23 protein-coding genes are annotated in these 24,100 nt (G+C 69.6%); 13 read left to right on the top strand and 10 right to left on the bottom strand.

Annotated elements, in window-relative coordinates:
- Positions 1-9: 9 nt before the first annotated feature.
- From BUB75_RS05650 to BUB75_RS05640, 3 genes are read right to left on the bottom strand one after another with little or no spacing between them, the layout of a single operon-like run.
- Positions 10-1,650, bottom strand: a complete 1,641-nt coding sequence (locus tag BUB75_RS05650; RefSeq protein ID WP_073252072.1) for an N-acyl-D-amino-acid deacylase family protein — start codon at positions 1,648-1,650, stop codon at positions 10-12.
- Positions 1,647-2,798 carry an aromatic ring-hydroxylating oxygenase subunit alpha gene (locus BUB75_RS05645; protein WP_073252070.1) on the bottom strand — a complete coding sequence of 384 codons (1,152 nt, stop codon included), beginning with the start codon at positions 2,796-2,798 and terminating at the stop codon, positions 1,647-1,649. The genes BUB75_RS05650 and BUB75_RS05645 overlap by 4 nt, the downstream gene beginning before the upstream one ends.
- A gap of 22 nt (positions 2,799-2,820) precedes the next feature.
- On the bottom strand, positions 2,821-4,035 hold the full coding sequence (locus BUB75_RS05640) for an amidohydrolase family protein (protein WP_073252069.1): 1,215 nt from the start codon (positions 4,033-4,035) through the stop codon (positions 2,821-2,823).
- Between the two features lie 150 nt (positions 4,036-4,185).
- Here BUB75_RS05640 and BUB75_RS05635 point away from each other — a divergent pair, with 150 nt between their 5' ends.
- Complete coding sequence (locus BUB75_RS05635; RefSeq protein WP_218617310.1) at positions 4,186-5,397, top strand: CaiB/BaiF CoA transferase family protein; 1,212 nt, start codon at positions 4,186-4,188, stop codon at positions 5,395-5,397.
- Here BUB75_RS05635 and BUB75_RS05630 read toward each other — a convergent pair.
- The 4 genes from BUB75_RS05630 to BUB75_RS05615 are packed head-to-tail and all read right to left on the bottom strand — an operon-like array spanning position 5,378 to position 9,251.
- On the bottom strand, positions 5,378-6,430 hold the full coding sequence (locus tag BUB75_RS05630) for an NAD(P)H-dependent amine dehydrogenase family protein (RefSeq protein ID WP_073252065.1): 1,053 nt from the start codon (positions 6,428-6,430) through the stop codon (positions 5,378-5,380). The genes BUB75_RS05635 and BUB75_RS05630 overlap by 20 nt on opposite strands.
- Before the next feature lie 52 nt (positions 6,431-6,482).
- Positions 6,483-6,926, bottom strand: coding sequence for a VOC family protein (locus tag BUB75_RS05625; protein ID WP_073252063.1), 444 nt, complete (start codon positions 6,924-6,926; stop codon positions 6,483-6,485).
- On the bottom strand, positions 6,923-7,954 hold the full coding sequence (locus BUB75_RS05620; protein ID WP_073252061.1) for a phosphotransferase family protein: 1,032 nt from the start codon (positions 7,952-7,954) through the stop codon (positions 6,923-6,925). The genes BUB75_RS05625 and BUB75_RS05620 overlap by 4 nt, the downstream gene beginning before the upstream one ends.
- Positions 7,947-9,251 (bottom strand): acyl-CoA dehydrogenase family protein, encoded by a 1,305-nt coding sequence (locus BUB75_RS05615; protein WP_073252059.1) that lies wholly within the window; start codon positions 9,249-9,251, stop codon positions 7,947-7,949. Before BUB75_RS05615 ends, BUB75_RS05620 begins: the two co-directional genes overlap by 8 nt.
- Before the next feature lie 118 nt (positions 9,252-9,369).
- On the opposite strand from BUB75_RS05615, the gene BUB75_RS05610 reads away from it, so the two are divergent.
- The 8 genes from BUB75_RS05610 to BUB75_RS05575 all read left to right on the top strand — a co-directional run bounded on the left by BUB75_RS05610 (position 9,370) and on the right by BUB75_RS05575 (position 16,195).
- Complete coding sequence (locus BUB75_RS05610) at positions 9,370-10,032, top strand: TetR/AcrR family transcriptional regulator (RefSeq protein WP_073252057.1); 663 nt, start codon at positions 9,370-9,372, stop codon at positions 10,030-10,032.
- A complete protein-coding gene (locus BUB75_RS05605; protein WP_073252056.1) occupies positions 10,029-10,796 on the top strand; it encodes an SDR family NAD(P)-dependent oxidoreductase in 768 nt (255 codons plus the stop codon). Before BUB75_RS05610 ends, BUB75_RS05605 begins: the two co-directional genes overlap by 4 nt.
- Positions 10,797-10,918: 122 nt before the next feature.
- The gene (locus BUB75_RS05600) at positions 10,919-12,328 is read left to right on the top strand and encodes an aromatic ring-hydroxylating oxygenase subunit alpha (protein WP_218617309.1); all 1,410 of its coding nucleotides are present in this window, start codon (positions 10,919-10,921) and stop codon (positions 12,326-12,328) included.
- 3 nt (positions 12,329-12,331) lie between these two features.
- The gene (locus BUB75_RS05595) at positions 12,332-12,649 is read left to right on the top strand and encodes a 2Fe-2S iron-sulfur cluster-binding protein (RefSeq protein ID WP_073252053.1); all 318 of its coding nucleotides are present in this window, start codon (positions 12,332-12,334) and stop codon (positions 12,647-12,649) included.
- Positions 12,650-12,734: 85 nt separating this feature from the next.
- Complete coding sequence (locus BUB75_RS05590; RefSeq protein WP_143175031.1) at positions 12,735-13,814, top strand: amidohydrolase family protein; 1,080 nt, start codon at positions 12,735-12,737, stop codon at positions 13,812-13,814.
- Positions 13,811-14,947, top strand: coding sequence for an amidohydrolase family protein (locus BUB75_RS05585; protein ID WP_073252049.1), 1,137 nt, complete (start codon positions 13,811-13,813; stop codon positions 14,945-14,947). The genes BUB75_RS05590 and BUB75_RS05585 overlap by 4 nt, the downstream gene beginning before the upstream one ends.
- Positions 14,937-15,323, top strand: coding sequence for a Rieske 2Fe-2S domain-containing protein (locus tag BUB75_RS05580; protein WP_073252047.1), 387 nt, complete (start codon positions 14,937-14,939; stop codon positions 15,321-15,323). The genes BUB75_RS05585 and BUB75_RS05580 overlap by 11 nt, the downstream gene beginning before the upstream one ends.
- The gene (locus tag BUB75_RS05575; protein ID WP_073252045.1) at positions 15,320-16,195 is read left to right on the top strand and encodes an alpha/beta fold hydrolase; all 876 of its coding nucleotides are present in this window, start codon (positions 15,320-15,322) and stop codon (positions 16,193-16,195) included. Before BUB75_RS05580 ends, BUB75_RS05575 begins: the two co-directional genes overlap by 4 nt.
- Here BUB75_RS05575 and BUB75_RS05570 read toward each other — a convergent pair.
- Complete coding sequence (locus BUB75_RS05570; RefSeq protein ID WP_073252043.1) at positions 16,182-16,646, bottom strand: hypothetical protein; 465 nt, start codon at positions 16,644-16,646, stop codon at positions 16,182-16,184. The two genes, BUB75_RS05575 and BUB75_RS05570, sit on opposite strands and share 14 nt — an antisense overlap.
- Positions 16,647-16,692: 46 nt before the next feature.
- Here BUB75_RS05570 and BUB75_RS05565 point away from each other — a divergent pair, with 46 nt between their 5' ends.
- Genes BUB75_RS05565 through BUB75_RS05550 form a run of 4 tightly spaced genes read left to right on the top strand, consistent with a single transcriptional unit; the run spans position 16,693 to position 20,750 of the window.
- Positions 16,693-17,958, top strand: a complete 1,266-nt coding sequence (locus BUB75_RS05565) for an NADH-ubiquinone oxidoreductase-F iron-sulfur binding region domain-containing protein (RefSeq protein ID WP_084740238.1) — start codon at positions 16,693-16,695, stop codon at positions 17,956-17,958.
- On the top strand, positions 17,955-18,155 hold the full coding sequence (locus tag BUB75_RS05560) for a ferredoxin (protein ID WP_073252041.1): 201 nt from the start codon (positions 17,955-17,957) through the stop codon (positions 18,153-18,155). The genes BUB75_RS05565 and BUB75_RS05560 overlap by 4 nt, the downstream gene beginning before the upstream one ends.
- Positions 18,152-19,387, top strand: a complete 1,236-nt coding sequence (locus BUB75_RS05555) for an Nramp family divalent metal transporter (protein WP_073252039.1) — start codon at positions 18,152-18,154, stop codon at positions 19,385-19,387. The genes BUB75_RS05560 and BUB75_RS05555 overlap by 4 nt, the downstream gene beginning before the upstream one ends.
- A 55-nt stretch (positions 19,388-19,442) precedes the next feature.
- Entirely contained in the window at positions 19,443-20,750 is a 1,308-nt protein-coding gene (locus BUB75_RS05550) for a TetR/AcrR family transcriptional regulator (RefSeq protein WP_073252037.1), read from the top strand.
- Here the strand turns inward: BUB75_RS05550 and BUB75_RS05545 are convergent.
- Positions 20,743-22,566 (bottom strand): NAD(P)-binding domain-containing protein, encoded by a 1,824-nt coding sequence (locus tag BUB75_RS05545; protein WP_073252839.1) that lies wholly within the window; start codon positions 22,564-22,566, stop codon positions 20,743-20,745. The two genes, BUB75_RS05550 and BUB75_RS05545, sit on opposite strands and share 8 nt — an antisense overlap.
- Before the next feature lie 17 nt (positions 22,567-22,583).
- Entirely contained in the window at positions 22,584-23,966 is a 1,383-nt protein-coding gene (locus BUB75_RS05540; RefSeq protein ID WP_073252035.1) for an aromatic ring-hydroxylating oxygenase subunit alpha, read from the bottom strand.
- Positions 23,967-24,100: the final 134 nt, after the last annotated feature.

The raw sequence follows: 24,100 nt of genomic DNA, 5'->3' as shown, positions 1-24,100 counted from the left end.
CTCGTCCCCTCAGCTGCGCAGGAATCGTCCGGCGGACGCCCCGGCGACGTCCGCTCCGGCGGTTCTGGTGGCGACCCCGTTCACCCACATGTGCTCGACGCCGGTGCTGTGCGCGACCAGCCGGTCGGCGCCGCCCGGTTGGTCGGTCACCCGCTCGGTCGCGGTGGCGCCGATCGTGTCCGGGTCGAACGCGACCAGGTCGGCGTAGTACCCGGGCCGGATCGCGCCCCGGTCGGCGATGCGGAACGCGCGGGCGGGGTGCTCGGTCAGCCGCCAGACGGCGTCCTCCAGCGAGAGCGCCCGGCGTTCCCGGACCCAGTGTCCGAGCAGGTGGGTCGAGTAGCACGCGTCGCAGAGCTGGGTCGCGTGCGCACCGGCGTCGGAGAGCCCGAGCAGCGTGCGCTTGTCGGCGAGCAGCTCGCCGATCTCGTCGTCGCCGTCGTTGTCCAGCACGACCCGGAAGCGGGTCACCATGTCGTCGGCGAGCGCCAGGTCCAGCAGCAGGTCGAACGGCGTGGTGCCGCGCTCGTCGGCCAGCCGGCTCAGCGGGATGCCGACGACGTCGGAGTGGACGTCGGTCTCCTGCACGTCGATCTTCGCCCAGCGGTGGTGCCAGGCCTCGAGCGTCGGTTTGCGGGCCCGGTCGCGCCAGGACGGGTCCCGGTAGAGCGCGATCCGGTCGGCGCGCGGCTGTGCCAGCACTTCCTTCCACTCGTCGATCTCACCGAGCGGCGCCGGATCGGTCAGAACGATCTGCATGACGATCGGCCGGCAGGCGATCTGGGGATAGACCTCCCCCGGAAGGGCGCTGCCGCGCTTGACCGTCCGCATCGCACCGCCGGGGCGGTCGGCCCTCGCCATCAGCGCCGTCCAGGTCACCGGCACGCCGTAGCGCACCGCGAGGTCGGAGAACTGGTCGACGAACATGCCCGGGCCGATCGAAATCTGCATCACGCCCTTGCCCGCCTCACCGAGCACGGCGGCCATCGCGTCGATCTCGTCGACCTCGGCGAACCGGCTCGGGACCGGACGGCCGTACGCGCCCTGGTGTGCGGGCTGACGGGACGTCGAGAACCCGACCGCTCCCGCGTCGACGGCCTGGCGCAGCAGTCGGCGCATCGTCGCGACCTCGTCCTCGGTGGCGGCCCGCTCCTCTCCGCCGAGGACGTAGAGACGCAGCGGCGTGTGGCCGACGAACGCGCCGACGTTCAGCCGCTTCTGCCGCCGGTCCAGCGCGTCGACGTACTCCGGGAACGTCTCGAAGCACCAGTCGATCCCGGCCTCGAGCGCCTCGGCCGACATGCCCTCGACGTTCTCCAGCGTCCGGACGATGATGTCGCGGTGCTCGGGTTTGGTCGGGGCGACGCCGAAGCCGCAGTTGCCCATCACCACGGTCGTGACGCCGTGCCAGCACGAGGGCGTGAGGTCGCCGTCCCAGAGGATCTGCGCGTCGTAGTGGGTGTGGATGTCGATGAAACCGGGTGCCAGCGCGAGCCCGTCCAGGTCGACGACCTCAGTGTCCGGCCCCGGCGCCACAGCGCCCGGGTCGGTCACGTCGGTGATCCGGTCGTCGGTGACCACGACGTCGGCGGCCCTGGCCGGGCTGCCGGTGCCGTCGATCAGTCGCGCCCCTCGGAGCAGCAGCGTCATACGTCCTCCTCCAGCGCGCGGGCGAACTCCCGGTGCAGGTGCTGGGGTGCCGGCTCGTTGCGGCCGAACACGATGTGGTCGGTCAGGCCGGTCCGGACGCCCGGCTCGGTGCGCCCGGCGACCCAGAAGTCCTCGCCGTCGACGACCGTCTCGCAGATCCACGGCGCCATCTCGATCGCCTTCTCACGCTCGGCGTCGGACAGGCTCGGCCGCAGGTACGACGTGTGCCAGACCTCGGACGTCGCCGCGTCGACCGGGACGATCTGCCACAGCTCGGCGTGGCGGCTGTCGAACGTCAGGCTGGTGTTCGGGAACAGCGCGTACTGGTAGCTGAAGTGCGCGGCGACGTCGTCCCACTCCTCCTCGGGACGGCCGCGCAGGCCGTCGATCGAGCGCAGCGCCGAGGAGTTGCGCAGGTGCGGGCCGAACGCGTCGAACGTCAGCACGCCGCCGTACGCGTAGGTCGCCAGCGTCCGCCGGTGCAGGTACGCGAAGTGGTAGTTCTCCCGGAACGTGTCGAGCGTGACCTTCCAGTTCGCGGCCACCCGGTGCACGTGCGCGTCGCCGGTCGGCTCCCAGTCCGCGAAGTCGAGCACCGCGAACTCCTCCGCGAGCCCGGGGCCCAGGTACTCGTCGATGTCGACCGGTGGCCCCGGCCGCAGACGGCCGACGATCACGCCGTAGCCCTCGGCGACCGGCAGTTCGGCCAGGCCGTGGCGGGCGGTGTCGAGGTCGCCGAAACACTCCGCGGAGGGCACCCGCAGCAGCGCGCCCTCGTTGTCGTACACCCAGGCGTGGAACGGGCAGGCGAACGTGCCCCGGTGGCCCGACCCGTCAACCACCCGCACCCCGCGGTGGCGGCACACGTTCGCGAACGCGTGGACCTTTCCGCGCCGGTCCCTGGTGAGCAGGATCGGCGTCCCGCACAGGTCGACGGTGCGGAACGCGTCCGGGCCGGGCAGCGCGCCGGACAGTCCGAACACCAGCGGACGGTCGTGGAACAGCGTCGCGACCTCCCGCTCGTGGTGCGCGCCCAGATAGCGGTCGGTCGATACCTCCATCACGCCCGGGGCGAGGTCGGTGGTGCCGTTGTCGAGGTGGGTGATCAATCGGCGTACGAGGCTGAGCTCGAGGGCTTCCTTGTCCACGGCGTCATCCCTCAAAAGTGGGCTAGTGGCTCGCGGCCACGATGTCTGCCGGGTCCGCCGGGGTGAAGTCGTAGATCCGGGACGCGTTCCCGATCGTGATCTTGTGCTGGACCTCGTCGGGCAGGTGCGCGAGCCACTTGTTGGCCATGCTCACGGTGTCCGGCCAGGTCGAGTCCGAGTGCGGGTAGTCGCACTCGAGCATCACGTTGTCCTCGCCGATGATGTCGAGCAGCCGGACGCCTGCCTGGTCCTCGATGAACGTCCCGTAGACGTGGTCGCGGAACAGGCGCCGGACGTCGGTGTCGAGGTTGAACGTCGAGTCGCTGGTCTGCTCGCCGCGCTCGTGCGAGGCGTGCATGTCGATGTCGAACCGGGACGCCCAGAACCGTTGCTTGTCGACGACCTGCTCGGCGCGCTCCAGGAAGTACGGGATCCAGCCGATCGAGCCCTCGGACAGCGCGATCTTCAGGTTCGCGTACTTCTCGAACTTGCCGCTGAACAGCCAGTCCATCAGCGTCCCCGCCTGGTTGACCGCGGGCGAGTACGCCATGAACGCGAGCGTCGGCATGTCCGGCGAGGTGCGGATCAGGTTGGACGAGGAGCCGACATGCATCGACACGACCAGCCCGGTCTCGTGGCAGGCGCGGAACACCGGGTCCCAGTGGTCACCGTGGATCGAGGGCAGCCCCAGCTTGGTGGGGTTCTCCGAGAACGCGATCGACTTCGCGCCACGCGCCGCCGTGCGTTCGATCTCCGCGACCGCGGCAGCCGGATCCCAGAGCGGGATGATCATCAGCGGGATGAAGCGGCCGGGGTGGGCCTCGGCGCACTCCTCCAGGATGAAGTCGTTCCAGGCCCGGACGCAGAGCAGCGCCAGCTCCTTGTCCTTGGCCTCGTGGAAGACCTGGCCGCAGTACCGGGGGAACGAAGGGAACAGCATCGACGAGAGCACGTGCCCCTGGTTCATGTCGGCCACGCGCGCGGACGGGTCGTAACAACCGGGCCGCATGTCCGCGTAGGTGACCGGCTCGGGAGAGAACTCCTCCCGCTGCTTGCCCGCGACCGCGCTCAAGCCGGTCGTGACGATCTGCCGGTCCTCGTAGACCCAGAACTCCGTGCCGTCCTGCGACACGATCCGCGGCCCGGTGTCCCGCCATCGCGCCGGTAACCGGTCCTGCCACAGCTGGGCGGGTTCGATGAGGTGGTCATCGACGGAGACGAACCAACTAAAAGACATCGTGTACTCCAATTCGCTTTGAGAGCGAACGCTTACATACTAGAGAGACTAACGCCACCCCCGGGCCGTACACCAGAGATCGGAGCAGCGGTGTCTCAGCGTGCTTCAGGGCGTGCAGAACGTCAACGTTTGCCTAACCATCGAAATAGCTTGCCGCTCGCCGGCGTTCGGGTCCTCGAGGTCGCCTCGCACGTGTTCGTCCCGATGGCGGGCGCGGTCCTGGCCGAGTGGGGCGCGGAGGTCGTCAAGATCGAGCACCCGGTGACCGGTGACCCGTACCGCGGGCTGGTCAGCAGCGGCCTGCACAAGTCCTGGCACGGCGCGGACGTCCAGTTCCAGGCCGTCAACCGCGGCAAGCGGTCGGTCGCGCTCGACCTCACCACGCCGGACGGCCGCGCGGTGCTGTCGCGGCTCGTCACCGGCAGCGACGTCTTCCTGACCAACCTGAAGGCCGCGACCTGCACCCGGCTGCGGATCGACCCGGCGGACGTACGGGCCGACGCGCCCGCGCTGATCTACGTCCGCGGCACGGCGTTCGGCCCGCGCGGTCCGGACGCGGGCCAGGGCGCGTTCGACGCGGGTGCGTACTGGGCCCGGAGCGGCATGCAGCAGCTGCTGGCCCCGCCGGACGCGACCTGGCCGGCGGCGCCGCGCCCCGCGTTCGGCGACGTCGTGGCCGGCCTCGCGCTGGCCGGCGCGATCAGCACCGCGCTCTACCGCAGGGCCTCGACCGGCGAACCGTCGATCGTGGACGCCTCGCTGCTCGCCGTCGGCATGTGGCAGATCCAGATGGACCTGGTCAACGCGCTGCTCGGCGGTCCGGAGCCGCCGGCGGTCGGGCGCGGCCGGTACGAGACCGGCAACCCGCTGATGCTCCCCTACCGCACCGCCGACGACCGGGTGATCGTGCTGCAGATGCTCGCGCCCGACCGGTACTGGGCGGAGTTCTGCGCGGCCATCGGCGAACCGTCCCGAGCGAACGACCCGCGGTTCGCCGATCTGGCCGCCCGGCACCGGAACGCCCGCGAGTGTGTCGAGTGGCTGGAGGTCGTGTTCGACCGGCGGACGCTCGCCGAGTGGCGGACCGCGCTGGACGGTTTCGGCGGCGGCTGGGCGCCCAGCCAGCGCCTCGACGAGCTGGCGACCGACCCGCAGACCGTGGCGAACGGGTACCTCGCCGACGTCGACCTCGGCAACGGTCACACGCTGCCGCTCGTCACCGTGCCGGTGCAGTTCGACGAGCAGCCCGGCCGGCCGTCGCGGGCCCCGGAGCACGGTGAACACACCGAGTCCGTGTTGCTCGAAGCGGGCCTGACCTGGGAGGAGATCGCCGAGCTGAAAGCTACTGCCGCGATCCCCTGAGATCGGCCACGATCTGGGGCAGGTCGACGGTCGTCCGGATCCCGGGTGGCGCCGCGCAGACGACCGGCACCGCGTTCACCGCCCGGTTCGCCGTGTAGCCGGGCGACCGCTCGGCCATGTGCTCCAGCGGGAACGGAAAGAACAGGTCGACGTGGAGCGGCGCGTCACCGTCGACCGTGACCCGCCACCCGGTGGCCCGCAGGTCCCACTCGGTCTCCAGGTCCGCATGGCAGTACCAGGTCGCGCAGAACGTCAGGAGTGCCTCGCCGTTGCGCCGCCCGGTCACCGTGATTCGCTGCGCGGCGACCGTGCCGGGCTCCAGCGTCCCGGCGGCGATCGTCAGCGGGCGCGGCGTCACCGCGAACTCGCCCTCGGCGTCGACCGTGTCGAGCGGCACGCCCAGCGCCTCGGCCAGGACCTGCAGCGACGGGCCGAAGCTGTTCCGCAGCGCGGTCAGCCGCCGTTCGCCGAACTCCGTCGGCGGCTTGCCGAAGCCCATCACGTCGAATAGGAGCGCCGGGGAGTTCCGCTGCGACAGGTCGGCGAACTCGTCGATGCGGACGCCGTCGAGCCGCCGCTGGATCGACGTCAGGACCAGCGGTAACGCCTCGGTGACGAACCCCGGGCTGCTGCCGGTGCTGTGGATCGTCGTCCCGCCGCGGACACAGGCCTCTTCGACCCGTTTCCGGACGTCCGGGTCGAGGTTCGCCGGCCGGGCGAACTCTCCCCGGGTCGAGACGACGTTCGTGCCGGACTCCAGCACCCGGCAGACGTCGTCGAAGTCGCAGGCGAGCGGCGTGTAGACGACGCAGTCGGCGCCGAGCGCGAGGATCTCGTCGAGATCGGACGTCGCTCGGACGCCGGTCGGGTCCAGTCCGCAGAGCTCGCCGGCGTCCCGGCCGGCCTTGGCGGGGCTGTGGGCGTACACCCCGGCGAGCTCCAGGCCGGGATGCTCGATCACTCCGCGGAGGGTGCGGGATCCGATGTTCCCGGTGGCCCACTGGACGACGCGGTACGGCGGTGCGGCAGGCATGACCCGACGGTAATGCCTGCCGACGCCATCATGTAGATGATTGTAAAACTTTCTATGATGCCCAGAGACGTTCGAGACCCGACTGGACCTCACGGCTGACGAGCTCGATCCGCGGGCCGTGCGCCGGGCGGTGGTACGCCCAGTACGGTGTTCCGTCGGGCCGCGCGCCGGTCACTTCGAGCTCGTAGCCCCGGGCGACCAGCGCGGCGGAGTCGGCCGCGACGTCGTCGGACCAGTACCCGAGGTGGTGGATGCCGGACGTCGCCGGCTGCCAGACCGGATGCCCCGGGACGCTCCGGATCACCTCCAGCCGCGGCACCGTCCGCGAGTAGGCGAACCGCAGTTCGGGCTCGGCCGGGCCGGTGGGCAGCAGGACCGCGGTCGGGCCGCCGATCTCCGGTGCCCACTCGTAGCCGAATAGCGCGGTCAGGTGCTCCAGCGTGGCCTCCAGGTCGTCGACGACGATCCCGACGTGGAACTGATCGGCGGCCCTCATCCGGCGTAGTCCGTCGACTCGGCCAGCGAGGCGGCGCGGCTCATCAGGTCGACCGCGATCGGGCCGAACGCCTGCAGCGTCGTGTTGTCCCCGGCCCGCTGGAAGCCCTGCTCGATGACGACGCCCATCTTGAAGCGGGACAGGATCAGGTAGTAGTCGAGGTCGTCGAGCTGCCGCCCGGACACCTCGGCGTACCGCGCGATCAGCTCCGCCCGCCCCGGCATACCGTGCATGTCGACGTAGCTCGGGCCACCCGCGTCCGCCGACGGGTCCTCCGGCCACCGGTCGATCAACCAGGCCAGATCCAGCTTCGGGTCGCCGATCGTCCCCATCTCCCAGTCGACGATCGCCGCCAGCCGGGCCGGGGCACCGTGCCGGAACATCACGTTCGCGAACTGGTAGTCGCCGTGCAGGAGGCCGGGGACGTAGTCCAGCGGCTTGTGCGCGCGCAGCCAGGCGGAGGCCTCCTCGAAGCCCGGCAGGTCACGCCGCTTGATCTTCTCGTACAGCGCCGTCCAGCGGTCGACCTGCCGCTCGTGGAAGCCGTCCGGCTTGCCCAGGCCGTCCAGCCCGCGGGCCCGCCAGTCCACCTTCGACAGCAGCGCGATCCCGTCGACCAACTCGAGCGCCAGGCCTCGCCGCGCGGCGAGGTCGGAGTCGAACGGGGCGGGCCACGTGCCGCGGGTGGCCATCGGCGACCAGCCGTCGACGAAGCCCATCAGGTAGAACGCGCGGCCCAGCACCGACGTGTCGGCGCAGACCGCGTACGCAGCCGTGGACGGGACGTCGGTGCCGTCCAGCGCCTCGGTGATCCGCCACTCGCGGAGGATGCCTGCGTCCCGGTTGGGCGGCGCGGACGGCGGCGGGATCCGCAGCGCGGCGTGCAGGTCGCCGCGGCGGATCTCGTAGATCGCGTTCTGCGCGCCGCCGGTGACGAACTTGTGCTCGATCGGCGCGCCCTTGCCGGGCAGGTCGGTGCCGTCCAGCCAGGTGGCCAGCCGATCGAGGTCGAGGCCGGGGTCACTCATTGCCGGCCTCGCGCTCCAGTAACGCCGCGTACTTGGCTTGGGCGGCCGCGGTCCGCTTCGGGAGGTGCTGCGTCGGCCACAGGTCGTCGCTGGGCTTGTAGTTGCGGAGGACCTGCCGCGCCACGGTCACCTTGTGCACCTCGGTCGGCCCGTCCGCGAGCCCCATCACCGACGCGCCGAGCACCTGCTGGAACAGCGGCATCTCGTTGCTGACGCCGAGCGCGCCATGCACCTGGACGGCTCGCCACGCGATGTCGTGCAGCACGGTCGGCATCGTCGCCTTCACCGCGGCGATGTCCTTCCGCACCTTGCGGTAGTCGTTGTACTTGTCGATCGTCCAGGCGGTGTAGAGCACCATCAGCCGGAACTGCAGCAGCTGCGCGTAGGAGTCGGCGATGTACCCCTGAACGAACTGCTTCTCGGCGATCAGCGTCCCCTGGGTCCGCCGGCTCAGTGCCCGCTCGCACAGCATGTCCAGCGCTTTCTGCGCTTGGCCGATCGTCCGCATGGCGTGGTGGATGCGGCCACCACCCAGCCGGGTCTGCGCGATCGCGAACGCCTGCCCCTCCCCACCGAGGACCGCGTCCGCGGGAACGCGGACGTCCTCGTACTGGATCAGCGCGTGGGTGCCCTCCTCGTCACCGGCGTCCATCGCGAGCCCGGTGTTCCGGAGGATGTTGATGCCCGGGGTGTCGGCCGGGACCAGGAACATCGACATGCCCTGGTAGGCGCTGATGTCCGGGTTCGTCACCGCCATCACGATGAAGAACGACGCGGTCCGGGCGTTCGACGAGAAGTACTTCAGGCCGTTGATCACCCACTCGTCGCCGTCTTTCACGGCGGTGGTCGTGAACTGCGTCGGGTCGGCGCCGCCCTCGGCCTCCGTCATCGAGTAGCACGAGAAGATCTCGCCGTTGAGCAGCGGCTGCAGGTAGCGGTCCTTCTGCTCGGGCGTGCCGTAGTGGGCGATGATCTCGGCGTTGCCGGTGTCGGGCGCCTGGCATCCGAACACGATCGGCGCCCAGGACGCCCGGCCGAGGATCTCGTTGAGCAGCGCGAGCTTGACCTGGCCGAAGCCCTGCCCGCCGAGCTCCGGCGTGAGGTGCGTCGCCCACAGGCCTTGGCGCCGGACCTCGTCCTTGAGCGGGTCGATGACCCGTTTGCGATCGCCTTCCAGTGCGGTGAACTGCAGGCCCGGCCACTGGAGGTCGAGCGGTTCGACCTCCTCGCGGACGAACGTGTCGGCCCAGTCCAGCTTCGCCTGGTACTCCGGGTCGGTCTCGAAATCCCACGCCATCGGGGTCCTCCTCGGACGTCGTCAACGGCTCTCAGAACAACGTTCTTACCGCCAGAATGCTGTTCTGGGCAAGAGAACGGGCTTTCGCGGACCCGGGATCGCAGAATATGGTTCTCGTATGAAGAACGATGTTCTGGCCGGTGGCGTCGTGGATCGCATCGCCCGGCAGACCCGGGAGCGACGCGGTGGGCTGGACTACGCCGAGGAGGTCCGGCGGCTGCTCGCCGCGGCGCTCGAGGTCATGAAGTCCTGCGGGACGACGTCGCGCCCACGGGTCGCCGACATCGTGGCCACGGCCGGGCTCTCCAACGAGGCGTTCTATCGCCACTTCAGCTCCAAGGAAGCCCTGGTCGCCGCGCTCATCGAGGACGGGACCCACCAGCTGAGCAGCTACCTCGCGCACCAGATGGGCAAGGAGACGACGCCGGAGGGCCGGGTCCGGCGGTGGGTCGAGGGTGTGATGACCCAGACCGGCGAGGACATCGCCGCCACCACGCTGGCCGTGCTGTGGAACGGCGGCAGCGTCGGCCAGGGCATGGCGTCCGGACGCCACCCCGGCGCGACCGCGCTCGGCCCGCTGCTGGAGGAGCCGCTGGCGGAGCTCGGCAGCAGCGACCCGGAGTTCGACGCCGCCCTGGCCGCGCACGCGGTCCTCGGCACGCTCTCGGACTACCTCTGGAAGCGCAGCCGGCCGACGCGGGCCGAACTCGACCGGATGACGCGGTTCATCATCGCGGCCGTGCACCCGTCGGCCGTACATACAGCGAAGGGACAAGCGTGACGACGTTAGCGGAGTTGCACGACCTCACCGGCAAGGTCGCGATCGTGACCGGTGGGACGCGGGGCCTTGGCCGCGCGATCGTCCAGGGCCTCGCCGAGGCAGGCGCGGACGTCGTCGTCGCGTCCCGGAAGCCGGAGGCCGTTTCGGCTGTGGCCGCCGAGGTCCAAGCGTCGACCAGCACCAAGGCGGTCGGGATCGCCTGTCACGTCGCGAAGTGGGACGACTGCGACCGGCTGGTCGCCCGGACACTGGAGCACTTCGGACGCCTCGACGTGCTCGTGAACAACGCGGGCATGTCCCCGCTCTATCAGAGCCTCGACGCGATCACCGAGGAGCTCTTCGACAAGACGATCGGCGTCAACCTCAAGGGCCCGTTCCGCCTGGCAGTGCACGCCGGAACCCACATGGCCACGAACGGCGGCGGGTCGATCATCAACATCAGCACCGCCGGGTCGCTGGTGTCGGGGCCGGGCCATCTGCCGTATGTGTGCGCCAAGGCCGGGTTGAACGCGATGACGGTCTCGCTCGCCGAGGCGTTCGCGCCGGCCGTGCGCGTCAACACCGTGCTGCCCGGCCCGTTCCGCACCGACTCCAGCAAGGGCTGGGCCCCGCCGGAGGGCACCGAGGTGCCGTTCGTTCCCCTGGGCCGGATCGGCCGGCCGGAGGAGCTCACGCCGCTGATCGTCCACCTGGCGAGCGCGGCGTCCAGCTTCACGACCGGCGCGAGCATCCGCGTCGACGGCGGGGTCACCAAGGCGGTCTAGAGCCCAGGTATTGCGTGGCTTACTTCACACGCTTACAGTCGCGGAACAAGTGTTTGGTTCGAGCCCGTAGCGCTCCCCCACTTCTCTCTTCGCGACCGACACTGACGTCGAAGGGCTCTTTCATGACTGTCGCTGATCTCAACCCGAAGTTCACCTGGGCCGAGGGCGACGACGCGCCGCTCGGCGCCAACCCGCCGGAGATCCAGGCCAAGGTGCCGCACGCGATGCGCGACTCGCGCTTCGTGCCGAAGGAGCGGTACTACTCCCGCGAGATCTTCGAGCTGGAGAAGAAGTACCTCTGGCCGCACAGCTGGCTGATGGCCGCTCGTGAGGAGGAGATCCCGAACCCCGGCGACTACGTCGAGTACGAGATCGCCAGCACGTCGATCCTCATCGTCCGGCAGCGCGACGGCTCGATCAAAGCGCTGCACAACGCCTGCCGCCACCGCGCCACCGAGCTCGTAAAGGGCCAGGGGCGGCTCCCCGGCGGCCAGCTGGTCTGCCCGTTCCACGGCTGGCGGTGGAACCTCGACGGCTCGTCGTCGTTCGTGTTCGGCGAGAAGGCGTTCGAGCCAGCCTGCCTGAACAAGGACGACCTCGCGCTGCGCGAGTGCCTGGTCGAGACCTGGTGCGGCCTGGTCTGGATCAACATGGACCTCGGCGCGCCGCCGCTGCTCGAGCACCTGTCGCCGGTCGCGAAGCTGCTCGAACCGCTCGGCATCGGCAACATGCGGGTCAAGTGGTGGAAGCAGGTCGTCCTCAACGCGAACTGGAAGATGGCCCAGGAAGCGTTCTTCGAGGGCTACCACGTCACCCAGACCCACCCGCAGCTGCTGATGGGCAACGACGAGGAGTACGGCGAGCGCAAGGCCGCGCAGGTCGCCTACACCACGTTCAAGAACGGCCACGCCCGGTTCCAGAGCGCGAGCAAGGGCGACTCCGAGTACGAGCCGGTGTTCGACTCGGAGGAGTTCATCGAGGCCGGCCGGTTGCTCGCCACCGGCCAGGACGCGATGACGCTCGAACAGGACGTCCGGATCTTCGAGGGGCTGCGCAACAAGGTCCCCCAGGACGACCCGCAGTTCTCGATGAAGGCGATCATGGCCCTCTACGAGTACGCCGAGGGCGCGGGCATCCCGATGGCGCCGATGGGCCCGGCGATGCAGCTCTGGGGCGGCGACATCTTCATGTTCCCGAACTACCTGATGCTGCCGATGTACGGGAACTGCCTCGCGTACCGGTCGCGGCCGTACAAGGACGACCCGGAGTGGTGCATCTTCGACGTCTGGTCGCTGACCACGTACCCGGTCGGGCAGGAGCCGGAGCGGGCCGAGTTGAAGGGCATCTTCGACAAGGACGACACCGAGAACTGGGGCCTGATCCCGCGGCAGGACTTCAGCAACATCGAGCGTCAGCAGCGGGGGCTGCACTCCCCCGGGTTCACCGAGAGCCGGTTGTCCAGCCAGTACGAGCTGTCGATCAGCAACATGCACGAGGAGCTCGACCGGGTCATCGCGAGCCGGGTCGAGTAGTACATGGCGACGGTGCGGGTCGAACCGTCCGGGGTCGAGTTCGACGTCGGGCCGAAGGAGTCCGTCGCCGAGGCCGCCTGGCGGCAGGACGTCACCTGGCCGACGAAGTGTTTCGGCCAGGCGGAGTGCATGGTCTGCTTCGTCAAGGTGATCGACGGGGAACTCCAGACCGTGCCGCCCGGTGACGACGAGCTGTTCGAGATGCGTACCCGGCTCCCCCGCCGGCTGCGCAGCCCGCTGGTTCGCCTCGCCTGTCGTCTGCAGATCAAGGGCGCAGGCGTCGTCCTGGAGAAAAAAGGCGTCCAGCCGCCCCCGGGCTGAGGTCGCCCCGCACCGTCGGTGCGGGGTGACCCCTGACCAGCCGGAACAAATGTTAGGTTCGGCCACAGACGAAGGAGGGCCGCCCGTGAGGGTGCACCGCGACGGCGTGACGACGCCGCTGATCGACGCGAGCGTCCACGTGTTCTTCCGGGACAACCGGGACTTCCGGAGCTTCCTCCGGGAGCCGTACGCGAGCCGGGGCATCCCCGACTACGAGATGGACTGGTACGGCGCACCCGGCGGCGAGTACGTGGCCGCTGCCCACGGCCCCGACGGCCAGTACCCCGGCTCCGACCCGGAGATCGTCGGCGCCCACCTGTTCGACGAGGGCGGCGTCGACGTCGCGGTGCTGCACCCGATGTCCCGCGGCACGCTCCCCGACCGGCACCTGACCACGGCGGTGCTGGCGGCGCACAACCAGATGCTGGTGAGCCGCTGGCTCGACCACGATCCGCGGTACCGGGGCGCGATCCGCGTCAACCCGGAAGACATCCCCGGCGCGTTACGCGAGATCGAGCGCTACGGCGATCACCCGCAGGTCGTCCAGATCGGCGTCCCGCTGCAGTCGCGCGAGCTCTACGGGAAACCACAGTTCTGGCCGCTCTGGGAGGCGGCCGCGGCCGCAGGCCTGCCGGTGGCCGTGCACATCGAGGCCGGTCAGGGCATCGGGTACCCGCCCACCCCGTCCGGCCACCCGCAGACGTACGAGCAGTACCTGGGCTTCATGGCGCTCAATTACCTCTACCACCTGATGAACATGATCGCGGAGGGCGTGTTCGAGCGCTTCGACGCGTTGAAGGTGGTCTGGGCCGACGGTGCCGCCGACCTCCTCACGCCGTTCATCTGGCGGATGGACACGTTCGGCCGCCCGCACCTGGAGCAGACACCGTGGGCGCCCCGGATGCCCAGCGACTACCTGCCCGGCCACGTGTACTTCGTCCAGGGCAGCCTCGACGGTCCCGGTGACGTGGAGTTCGCCGGCGAGTGGCTGTCGTTCACCGAGAAGGACGAGAAGGTCCTGTACGGGTCGAGCTACCCGCACTGGCAGCACAGCACGGTGGATTCCCTGCCGAGCGCGCTCAGCGCGGAGCAGCGCGACCGCATCCTCTGGCGCAACGCCGCCGACCTGTACGGAATCTCCGTCCCCGAAGGAGTGACGCCGTGACACAGGCAAAAGAGCGCGTCCCGGCCACCGCCGAGGTACCGGTGCGCGTCGTCGACTCGGACGTCCACCCGGTGCCCCGCCCGGGGGTCGTCGCGGAGTACATCCCGGAGAAGTGGCGCAAGTTCCTGCTGTCGCACAAGGTCGGCGACACGATCAACTACGACGCCCCGGACTACGCGCACGCGTTCGCGATGCGGGTCGACGCGTTCCCGACCGACGGCGGCTTCCCGGGCAGCGACCCGGACATGATGTTCAAGCAGCTGATCATCGAAGCCGGCTCGGACATCGCGGTCCTCGAGCCGTCCTCGAAGTTCACCCGGATCCCGGAAGCCTCCTCCGCGATGTGCACCGCGACGAACGAGTGGCTGGCCAACCACTGGCTCGACAGCCGGAACAACTGGCACCAGCGCTGGCGTGGCTCGATCTGCGTGTCGATCGAGGACCCGCAGGGCGCGGTCGCCGAGATCGAGAAGTGGGCAGGCCACCCCCACATGGCGCAGATCCTGATCAAGGCCGAGCCCCGGCCGTCCTGGGGCAACCCGCTGTACGACCCGGTCTGGGCCGCGGCGACCAAGCACGACATCACGGTCAGCTGCCACCTCTCCCGCGGCAACTACGAGACGATGCCGATGCCGCCGGTCGGGTTCCCCAGCTACAACCACGACTTCATGGTCACGTACTCGCTGCTGGCCGCGAACCAGGTCATGAGCCTGATCTTCGACGGCGTCTTCGACCGGTTCCCGAGCTTGCGGATCGTCCTGGTCGAGCACGCGTTCACCTGGATCCTGCCGCTGATGTGGCGGATGGACGCGATCTACGCGGCCCGCAAGTCGTGGATGACGATCAAGCGGAAGCCGTCCGACTACGTCAAGGACCACATCAAGTTCACCACCCAGCCGCTGGACTACCCGGAGGACAAGACCGAGCTGTCCCGGGCGCTGGAGTGGATGGAGGCGGAGAAGATCCTGCTGTTCTCCTCCGACTATCCGCACTGGACCTTCGACGACCCGAAGTGGCTGCTCAAGCACCTGCCGGAGCACGCGCGCGAGGCCGTGATGTTCAAGAACGGCATCGAGACCTACAAACTGCCGACCACGGTCCCCGCGGTCGAAAGCCAAACCCGTGTCTGGTGACGCTCCGCGACTCGCGCAGGGGCGGGAACACGTCGTGGCGACGCTGGACGAGATTCCGCCGGGCAGCTTCAAGGTGGTACCGATCGGGCGGCACGGCGTCGGCGTCTACAACGTCAACGGCACGTTCTACGCGATCGCGAACTACTGCCCGCACGAGGGCGGACCGCTCTGCAAGGGCCGGGCGCGCGGCCGCACGGTCGTGGACGAGAACGTGCCCGGCGACGCGGTGATGGTGCGCGACCTGGAGTACATCTACTGCCCGTGGCACCAGTGGGGCTTCGAACTCGCCACCGGCACCACCGCGGTGAAGCCGGAATGGAGCATCCGCACTTACCCCGTGCGGGTGGTCGGCAATGACGTTCTCGTGACGGCATGAGGGGACCCATGGAAATCAACGGCGGGAACGTCGTCTACGAGATTCTCGGCAATTCCCCGGATGAGCTCATCGTGCTCACGCCCGGTGGACGATTCAGCAAGGACATCGAAGGATTACGGCCGCTCGCCGAGGCCTTGGTCGAGGGCGGCAAACGCGTCCTGCTCTGGGACCGGCCGAATTGTGGCGCGTCGGACGTGCAGTTCTACGGCCGCTCCGAATCGCACATGCGCGCGGAGACATTGAAGACCCTGCTGACCGAGCTCGGCGAGGGGCCCTGCGTCATCGCCGGCGGGTCGGGCGGTGCGCGGGATTCGATGCTGACCGTGATGCTCTACCCGGAGCTGGCCACGAAGCTCGTCGTCTGGAACATCGTCGGCGGCGTGTTCGGCTCGTTCAGCCTCGGCGCCTACTACGTGGTCCCGTCCATCCAGGCGGTCATGGCGAAGGGCATCGACGGGCTGTTCGACCTGCCGGAGTGGCAGGCGCTGATCAAGGCGAACCCGGCGAACGAGGCCCGGCTGCGCGCGCTGAAGAAGGACGACTTCCTGCAGCTGATGCTGCGCTGGCTCGACGCGTACGTGTCGAAGCCGGGTCAGACGATCCCCGGCGTCGAAGACCTCGACTTCGTGAACATCCGGGTCCCGACGCTGATCATCCGTGGCGGCAAGGACGACTGGCACCACCCCAAGCGGACGTCGCTCGAGGTCAGCTGCCTGATCAAGGACAGCGAGCTGATCGACCCACCGTGGCCGGAGGACGCCTGGGAGCGGGCGACCGAGGACCGGGCGGCCGGCCGGGTCGATCGCTACAACATGTTCGACACCTGGGTGCAGGCCGCCCCCGCCATCCTTGAGTTCCTCAGTAGAGAGTGAGCCGCACCTCGGCGTTGAGCGCGGCTTCCAGCGCGGTGTGGATCCGGCTCTCCGGAATCCGCGCCAGGTCGGCCTTGGCCAGCCGGACCTCGACGACGTCCCACCCGTCGTCGCCCGGGGTTCGGCTGACCTGACCGGTCAGCCCGAAACCGGCGAGCACGCCGAGCGCGTCGTCGTCGGTGCCGCGGCTCAGGTACGTCACGGCACCGGCGGCGGGTTCGACGCCGAACGCCCGCGCGCACAGCGCGGCGGCGGTCTCGCGCAGCGCCGCCGCATCGTCGCCCGCCATCAAGAATTGTAATTCCGGCCGATTCGGATCGACGTCGCTCCGGACCAATTGAAAACCCGCACCCGCGGCGTCCGCGGCGAGTATTTCCATTCGCTCCCGCAACGCCGGTACGGCGAGTTCGCCTCGCGGGTCGACGTTGATCCGGACCACCGCAGTTCTCATGCCGAGATCGTATCCGCAATTCGCTCGAGTAAATACCGAGGACCACATGGATAAAACGCTGCTGACGCCGGCACCGGCGGTACGGATCGCCGCACCACCGGCGGACGCCCGCCTGCTGCGCGCCACGGACGGCCCCGAGGACGCCGACGCGTACCGGGCCGCCGGTAGTTACGGCCCGCTCCCCGACCCGGCGGTGTTGCTCGACGAGGCCGACCGGTCCGGTCTCCTCGGGCGCGGCGGCGCGGCGTTCCCGCTCGGCGTCAAGCTCCGCTCGGTCCGGGAGGCGTGCCGGGCGGGCGTCCGGCCGGTCGTCGTCGCGAACGGCGAAGAGGGCGAGCCGATGTCGATCAAGGACCGCTGGCTCCTGCGGTACCGCCCGCACCTCGTCCTGGACGGACTGCGCCTCGCCGCCCACGCGGTGGGCGCGGACACCACGCACGTGTATGTCTCCGACCCGGTAGCGGCGGAGGCGGTACGCGAGGCCGGCGGCAACGTCGTCGAGGTCGCTCCCGCCTACGTCGCCGGCGAGGAGACCGCCGCGGTCCAGGCGCTGAACGGTGGCCGGGCGTTGCCGACCGACAAGCCCCCGCGCCCGTACGAATCCGGGGTCGGCGGCCGGCCGACGCTGGTGAGCAACGTCGAGACGCTCGCGAGCCTGGCGTACCTCGCGCGGCACGGAGCCGACGCGTTCCGCAGCCAGGGCACGCCGGCCTCACCCGGCACGTTCCTCGCGACGATCAGCGGCGGCGGCCGGGCTCCCGTGCTCTACGAGCTCCCGCACGGGATGCCGTTCGCCGAGCTGCTCGAACGGCACGGCGTCGACCCGGACGACGTCCACGGAGCGTTGCTGGGTGGGTACTTCGCCGGTGCCGTCAACCGGCGCGTCCTCGACCTGACGCTCGACCACGAGACCGCCCGCCGGTTCGACACCGGCCTGGGGTGCGGCGCGATCGCGCTAATCGGCACCGACGACTGCCCGGTCGCGGTGGTCGCCTCGGTGATGGCGTACTTCGACCGCGAGAACGCCGGGCAGTGCGGGTCGTGTTTCAACGGCACCGCGGCGATGAGCGCGGTGGCCGCAGCGCTCCGGGACTTCCGCGCCGAGCAGGCCGACCTCGACCGGTTGACCCGCTGGTCGGTCGTGTTACGCGGCCGGGGCGCCTGCGGCACGCTCGACGGCGCCACGAACGTCGCCGCGTCGCTGCTACGGGAGTTTCCGTCGGAAGTCGACCAGCACCTTCACGGCGGGTGCGACCGGTGCGCCGGAGACCCCTACCGCGCTGATCGACCGTTCGAAGTGAGGCTGCCGTGAGGATCAAGCTCGACCGCACGCTCTGCGACGGCTTCGGGATCTGCGCCAAACACGCGCCCGAGCACTTCTCGCTCGACGACTGGGGTTACGCGTCGTTGACCGGCACCGGCGCCGTACAACCTCACGACGAGGACGACGTACGCCGGGCGCTGCTGGACTGCCCGGTGCACGCGATCATCGAGCTGCCCTCGGAGTGAGTTCCTCGACCACCACTCTTCGGGCGCCGTCGCGGGCCCGGATGGTCGCCTCGGCGATGGGCCCCGCGTTCGTCGCCGCGGTCGCGTACGTCGACCCGGGGAACTTCGCCACGAACTTCGCCGGTGGCATCGAGTTCGGCTACGGCCTGGCCTGGGTCATCGTGCTCGCGAACCTGGTCGCGACGCTGGTGCAGTACGTGACGTCGAAGGCCGGGCTGGCGACTGGCCGGAGCCTTCCCGAGCTGTGCCGGGAACGCTTCGGCCGGCGCGCGAACCTGGCGCTCTGGCTCCAGGCGGAGGTCGTCGCGATGGCCACCGACCTGGCCGAGTTCGTCGGCGCGGCGGTGGGCCTGCACCTGGTGTTCGGTATGCCGCTGCTCCCCGCCGGGCTGCTCACCGCCGTGGTCGCGTTCACGATCCTCGCGCTGGAGCAGCAGGGCAGGCGCCGGTTCGTGGTCGCGGTCGCGGCGTTGCTGCTGATCGTCGCGGGCGGGTTCGGCTACCTGCTGTTCGCCGCCGGAACCCAGGACGGCGGTGCGCTGGCCGCGGGGCTAGTACCGCAGCTGCCCGGCGACGGTGCACTGGCGCTCATCGTCGGGATCGTCGGAGCGACGGTCATGCCGCACGTCATCTACGCGCACTCCGCGCTGCAGAAGCCGGCGTTCATCGCCGACGACGTCGTCGAGCGGCGACGGCGGCTGCGGTTGAACCGGTGGGACTGCATCGTCGGCCTGAGCACCGCCGGCGCGATCAACCTGGCGATGCTGTGCGTGGCCGCCGCGTTACCGGTCGTCGACGGGGCCACCGACCTGGACTCGATCCACGCCACGCTGAGGGCGGTGGCCGGGTCGGGTGCCGCGCTGGCGTTCGGGATCGCGCTGATCGCGTCCGGGTTCGCGTCGGCCAGCGTCGGCACGTACGCCGGGCAGGTCGTGATGGCCGGTTTCCTCAACCGGCGGATCCCGCTGTTCGTCCGGCGCGGCCTGACGATGCTGCCGTCGCTGGTCGTGCTCGGCACGGCCGTCGACCCGAGCCAGGCGCTGGTGATCTCGCAGATCGTGCTCTCGTTCGGCATCCCGTTCGCGCTGGTCCCGCTGGTGCTGGTCACCCGGGATCCGCGGGTGATGAAGGAGATGGTCAACCGCCGGGCCACCACGGTCGCGATGGCCGTGATCTCGGCGGTGATCTCCGCGCTCAACCTGTACCTGATCTACGACACGATCGGCGGGTGACGTGAGTCGGAAACCGCGCCGCAGAGGCTCTCTGACCAGGCGCCATACTGGAGCGGTGACACGACCACGCGGGTCGGTGGCGGCCGGTCCTCCGTCCCTGGACGGCGCCCGCCGCTCCGAGATCCTGCAGATCGCCTCGGGCCTGTTCGCAGCGTCCGGGTATACACGCACGTCGCTGAAGGACGTCGCGGACGCGTGCGGGATCCTGCCGGGCAGCCTGTACCACCACTTCGACTCCAAGCAGGCGATCGCGACCGAGCTCCTCGAGCGCTACTACACGGAGCTGGACGAGATCGGCAGCCGCTGGGCGAACGACCCGCCGCCCGGGCCGGACGCGCCGACGTCCGACCGGGTCGTCGCGCTGGGCATCGCGATCGCCGAGTGCGCGGTCCGCCACGGTGCCGCGCTGCACCTCGCCGCCTACGAGCCGCACGCCGGCGCGTCACCCGACCTGATGGGACTCGCGCGCCGCAAGCCGGAGGCGGTCACCGCCGCGATGCAGCGCATCCTGGACGACGCCGCGGCCCGCGGTGACCTGGTCGAGCGCGTCGACCCGACGCTGCTCACCCACCAGCTCGTCGAGACGATGTTGCACGTCGGGCTGGGCCGGCTGCACAAGGACGGCTCGCCGGCGCGCACCGCGACGCTGCTCTGCTCGATGGTGCTGTACGGCGTCGCGAAGCGTCCGCCCGCCGACCGGGCTCTGAACCGCTCGGCCGCGATGGGCGCCGCCTCGGCGACGATCGCGCAGTGGTCCGCGACCCGGGACGACGACTTCGACGAGCGACGGGCCGGGCTCCGCGCGGTGGCCCGCGCCGAGTTCGCGCGCCGCGGTTACGAGGCGACCACGATCCGCGATATCGCGGCGGCTGCGGGGATGGGCACCGGCACCGTCTACCGGCTGGTCGAGGGCAAAGAGGCGCTCCTCGCGTCGATCATGAACGCGTTCTACACGCGGCTCTCCAGCGGCTACGAGGCCGTGGCCGCGGCACCCGCGACCGCGATCGAGAAGCTGGACGCGTTGACGTGGCTCAACGTCAACGCCCGGGAGCGGTTCAGCGAGGAGTTCGAGATCCAGCAGGCCTGGTTCCGGTCGTACCCGCCGGAGACGAACACGCTGTCGGACTCGCTGAAGGAACGCACGCTGATCATCCGGGACATCGTCGCTGCCGGGTTCGACGGCGACGAGATCCGGACGGCCCACATTCCGGGGCAGGACGTGTCGCTGGACGATGTGACGCCGTGCGTGCGCGACCTGATCTGGGTGCCGCCCAGCGTCGTCGGACGGACCACGACGCGGGGTGTGTTCACACACGCCCGCGCCACAGTCCTCCGCGGAGCCCTCGCCCCAGCCGCTAGGTGAGCGAAAGGCCGTCCAGCTCACCGGTCTCGCGCCAGGCCTGCAGCAGCTCGCCCATCGCGTAGAACCCCGGCCCGTACGGTTCACCGAACTGCGACCGGAGCCGAGGCTCACCCTCGCCGTTGAAGTACCCCGGGGTGCACGCGCGCGAGAACGCGGAGTTGTCGAACGCGGTTTCCCGGACCGTCGTCACCCACTGGTTCTGCGCCTCTTCGGAGGGCTCCACGGTCGTGGCGCCCCGCGCCAGCGCTTCCCCGATCACGTAGGCGATGTGGTCCGCCTGCTGCTCGAACACCGCGGTGACGGCGGCGGTGATGCCGCCCTGGATGAACCCGACGAAGAACGCGTTGGGGAATCCGTGGCTCGTCATCCCGTGCAGCGTCCGGAAGCCGTCGGCCCAGTGGTCGTACAGCGACAACCCGTTGCGGCCGGCGAACGGCTTGACGCCCATCTTGCGGTCGAGGTCGGTCGTGGCCTCGAATCCGCTGGCGAAGACGATGCAGTCCACGGGGTACTCCACGCCCTCGTGCACCACTCCGTCGGCGGTGATCCGCTCGACGCCCTTCGCGCGCGAGACGTCCACCAGCGTGACGTTCGGCCGGTTGAACGTCGGCAGGTACTCGTCGTTGAAGACCGGCCGCTTGCACAGATAGTTGTAGTACGGCTTGAGTGTCTCGGCCGTCGCCGGGTCCGTGACGATCGACGCGATCCGCTCGCGGAGCCGCTCGGTGTACCGGTGGTCGATCTCTTCCCGCAGCGCCATGAACTTCGCCGGGTCGGCCAGGGCGCCCCAGCCGTTCGTGGCGTCGAGGTGGGCCTGCAGGTTGCGGGCGATCTCGGTCCAGCCGTCACAGATCAGATCGGGCTGTCCGGGAGCGAACGCCTCGAACGCCGCGGTGTGGAAGTTGCGGCGGCGTTCCTCCTGCCACCCCGGCTCGAGCGTCGCTGCCCACTCGGGAGTGACCGTGACGTTGCCCCGCTCGTTGATGTACGAGGGGGTGCGCTGGAAGACGTAGAGGTGCTCGGCGCCTTCCGCCAGGTGCGGGATCGACTGGGCGCCGCTCGCCCCGGTGCCGATGATCGCCACCCGCTTGTCACCGAGCTTGTCGAGACCACCGCGGATGTCGCCGCCGGTGTACTCGTAGTCCCAGCGCGCGGTGTGGAACGTGTGGCCCTTGAAGTCGGCGATACCGGGGATGCCGGGAAGCTTCGGACGGTGGAACGGCCCCTGGCACATCACCACGAACCGGGCCCGGATGTCGTCGTCCCGGTTGGTCCCGACCTTCCACCGGTTGATCGATGCGTCCCACTCCAGCGAACGCACGAGCGTGTGGAAGATCGCGTTGTCGTACAGCCCGAAGTGCTTCCCGATCCGCTGGCAGTGCTCGAAGACCTCGTCGCCCAGCGCGTACTTCTGCGTCGGGAGGTACCCGACCTCTTCCAGGAGCGGAAGGTAGGCCGTGGCGTCGGTGTCGATCTGGATGCCCGGGTACCGATTCCAGTACCAGGCGCCGCCGAAGTCACCGCCGAGCTCGATGATCCGGACGTCGGACACGCCTGCCTGCTTGATCCGGCCCGCGGCCAGCAGGCCCGAGAAGCCACCGCCGAGGACGACGACCTCGATGTCCTCGTGGATCGGTAGCCGCGGCACCACCGGCGTGTAGGGGTCGGCCTCGTAGAACTCGGCGAACTCCCCCTCGGTCACCAGGTACTGCTCGCCGCCCTCCGGGCGGAGCCGCTTGTCCCGCTCGGCGCGGTACTTCTCTCTCAGTGCGTCGTGGTCGACGTCGGGCGTCTGCGTCGGTGCGCAGTGCTGCAGGTTCTGCATTACCGTCCTCAGAGGGGCTTGGGGGCGCCGGTGCCTACGTACCGGGCGAGGTTGCGGTGGAAGTTGACGATGCCGCGCTCCCGATACGGGTTCGGCTTGTTGCCCTGGAACCCGTGCCGCTTCATGCCCTTCTGGATCGCGGCCATGTTGGAGAAGTCCTGCGGCAGGACGATGTGCGTCTCCCAGTACTCGTCGTCGACCGGGGTGTGGATCCACGGCGCCTGCGGGTCCTCGCCGGGCGGGAAGATCTCGTACACCGCGGCCTCGAAGATGCACTTGTTCGGGTCGTCGCCCAGCGGCCGCGCGCTGTAGCAGAGCGCGTTGTTCAGCCCGTGGCCGATCTGGAAGTTCGGGAAGACCTGCCAGGCGGTGCCGCTCGCGGCGGTCTGCTCCGGGGTCGGGGACGGCCAGATCACGCCGCGCGCCTCGTCGTCGCGCCGCGCCGAGGACAGCCAGTGCTTGAGGACGACGTCCGGCGGCGTGCCCTCGGGCAGTTCGTCGACCAGCCGGTTCGCGGCGTCCACCAGGGTCTGCGTGGTGTTGGTGTTCACCGCTTCCCAGGTGAAGTTCTGCATCTTGGCGGTGGAGATCCGCGGGTCGTCGGTGCCCTGGGCGATGCGCACCTTGGCCTGGTTCTCCTCCATGCCCTTGGGCGCGTCGTACCCGATGTGGCTGTGCGTGCCCATCGCCCGCGACCAGCCGAGGAAGCTGCCGAAGACGCGGAACTCCGGGTGCGTCACCGGCACGTGGTAGGTCTCCATGAACGCCTCGAGCGCGACCTTCCAGTTGCAGTCGAACTCCAGCCAGCGGCGCCACCGGCACCGCATGTTCTCCAGCTGGAACGGTTCGAGCAGGCTCGCCATCGGCTCGAGGTACTCGCGTAACGGCTCGGCGTTCGGGTTCATCGTGAGCCAGATCCAGCCGCCCCAGGTGTCGACCTGCACCTGGGGAAGCCGGTACGAGTCCAGATCCGGACCGCCGGGCCCCCAGTCCTCGGCCTCGGTGACGTGCGTGCACGCGCCGTCGGTGTCGTACCGCCACCCGTGGAACCCGCAGACGAACTGCCGGCGACGGCCACGGGCGTCGTGCTCACCGGGCTCGGTGTCGATCAGGGGGCGGCCGCGGTGCGAGCACACGTTGGAGTACGCCTTGAACGTGTCCTCGCCGGTGCGGATGACGATGAACTCGTCGTCGGCGATCGCGTAGGTGAGGAAGTCGCCGAACTTCGGCAGCTCCGAGACGCGGGCGACGTTCAGCCACACCTTCGACCAGAGCCTCTCCTTCTCCGCCTGCGCGTACTCCCGGGAGTAGTAGGCCTCCACCGGAATGACGTACGGCTGGTCCAGAAGCGGGGCGGCGGTCTCCGTCGGGTTTTCGACGGTCTCGGTCATGACGTTTCTCCAACCCGTGCGGGGAGCGGTCAACTGTTGGATTTGCAATCATTGCAAGGATTTACTAGATGCGGGAGAGGTGAACCGATTCCGAAGATCGGACCTTGACACTCGGAGCCGGGCTCTCCTACCGT

Origin of the sequence: Cryptosporangium aurantiacum (genome assembly GCF_900143005.1) — a bacterium.
GTDB classification, from domain to species: Bacteria; Actinomycetota; Actinomycetes; order Mycobacteriales; family Cryptosporangiaceae; genus Cryptosporangium; species Cryptosporangium aurantiacum.
This window is presented reverse-complemented; position numbering and strand designations above follow the sequence as displayed.

Coding starts and splice junctions, on each gene's coding strand:
- BUB75_RS05610 (WP_073252057.1), top strand. CDS start 9,370: ATGAAGAACGATGTTCTGGCCGGTGGCGTCGTGGATCGCATCGCCCGG.
- BUB75_RS05595 (WP_073252053.1), top strand. CDS start 12,332: ATGGCGACGGTGCGGGTCGAACCGTCCGGGGTCGAGTTCGACGTCGGG.
- BUB75_RS05630 (WP_073252065.1), bottom strand. CDS start 6,430: ATGCCTGCCGCACCGCCGTACCGCGTCGTCCAGTGGGCCACCGGGAAC.
- BUB75_RS05650 (WP_073252072.1), bottom strand. CDS start 1,650: ATGACGCTGCTGCTCCGAGGGGCGCGACTGATCGACGGCACCGGCAGC.
- BUB75_RS05575 (WP_073252045.1), top strand. CDS start 15,320: ATGAGGGGACCCATGGAAATCAACGGCGGGAACGTCGTCTACGAGATT.
- BUB75_RS05620 (WP_073252061.1), bottom strand. CDS start 7,954: ATGAGTGACCCCGGCCTCGACCTCGATCGGCTGGCCACCTGGCTGGAC.
- BUB75_RS05625 (WP_073252063.1), bottom strand. CDS start 6,926: ATGAGGGCCGCCGATCAGTTCCACGTCGGGATCGTCGTCGACGACCTG.
- BUB75_RS05570 (WP_073252043.1), bottom strand. CDS start 16,646: ATGAGAACTGCGGTGGTCCGGATCAACGTCGACCCGCGAGGCGAACTC.
- BUB75_RS05640 (WP_073252069.1), bottom strand. CDS start 4,035: ATGTCTTTTAGTTGGTTCGTCTCCGTCGATGACCACCTCATCGAACCC.
- BUB75_RS05565 (WP_084740238.1), top strand. CDS start 16,693: ATGGATAAAACGCTGCTGACGCCGGCACCGGCGGTACGGATCGCCGCA.
- BUB75_RS05540 (WP_073252035.1), bottom strand. CDS start 23,966: ATGACCGAGACCGTCGAAAACCCGACGGAGACCGCCGCCCCGCTTCTG.
- BUB75_RS05615 (WP_073252059.1), bottom strand. CDS start 9,251: ATGGCGTGGGATTTCGAGACCGACCCGGAGTACCAGGCGAAGCTGGAC.
- BUB75_RS05600 (WP_218617309.1), top strand. CDS start 10,919: ATGACTGTCGCTGATCTCAACCCGAAGTTCACCTGGGCCGAGGGCGAC.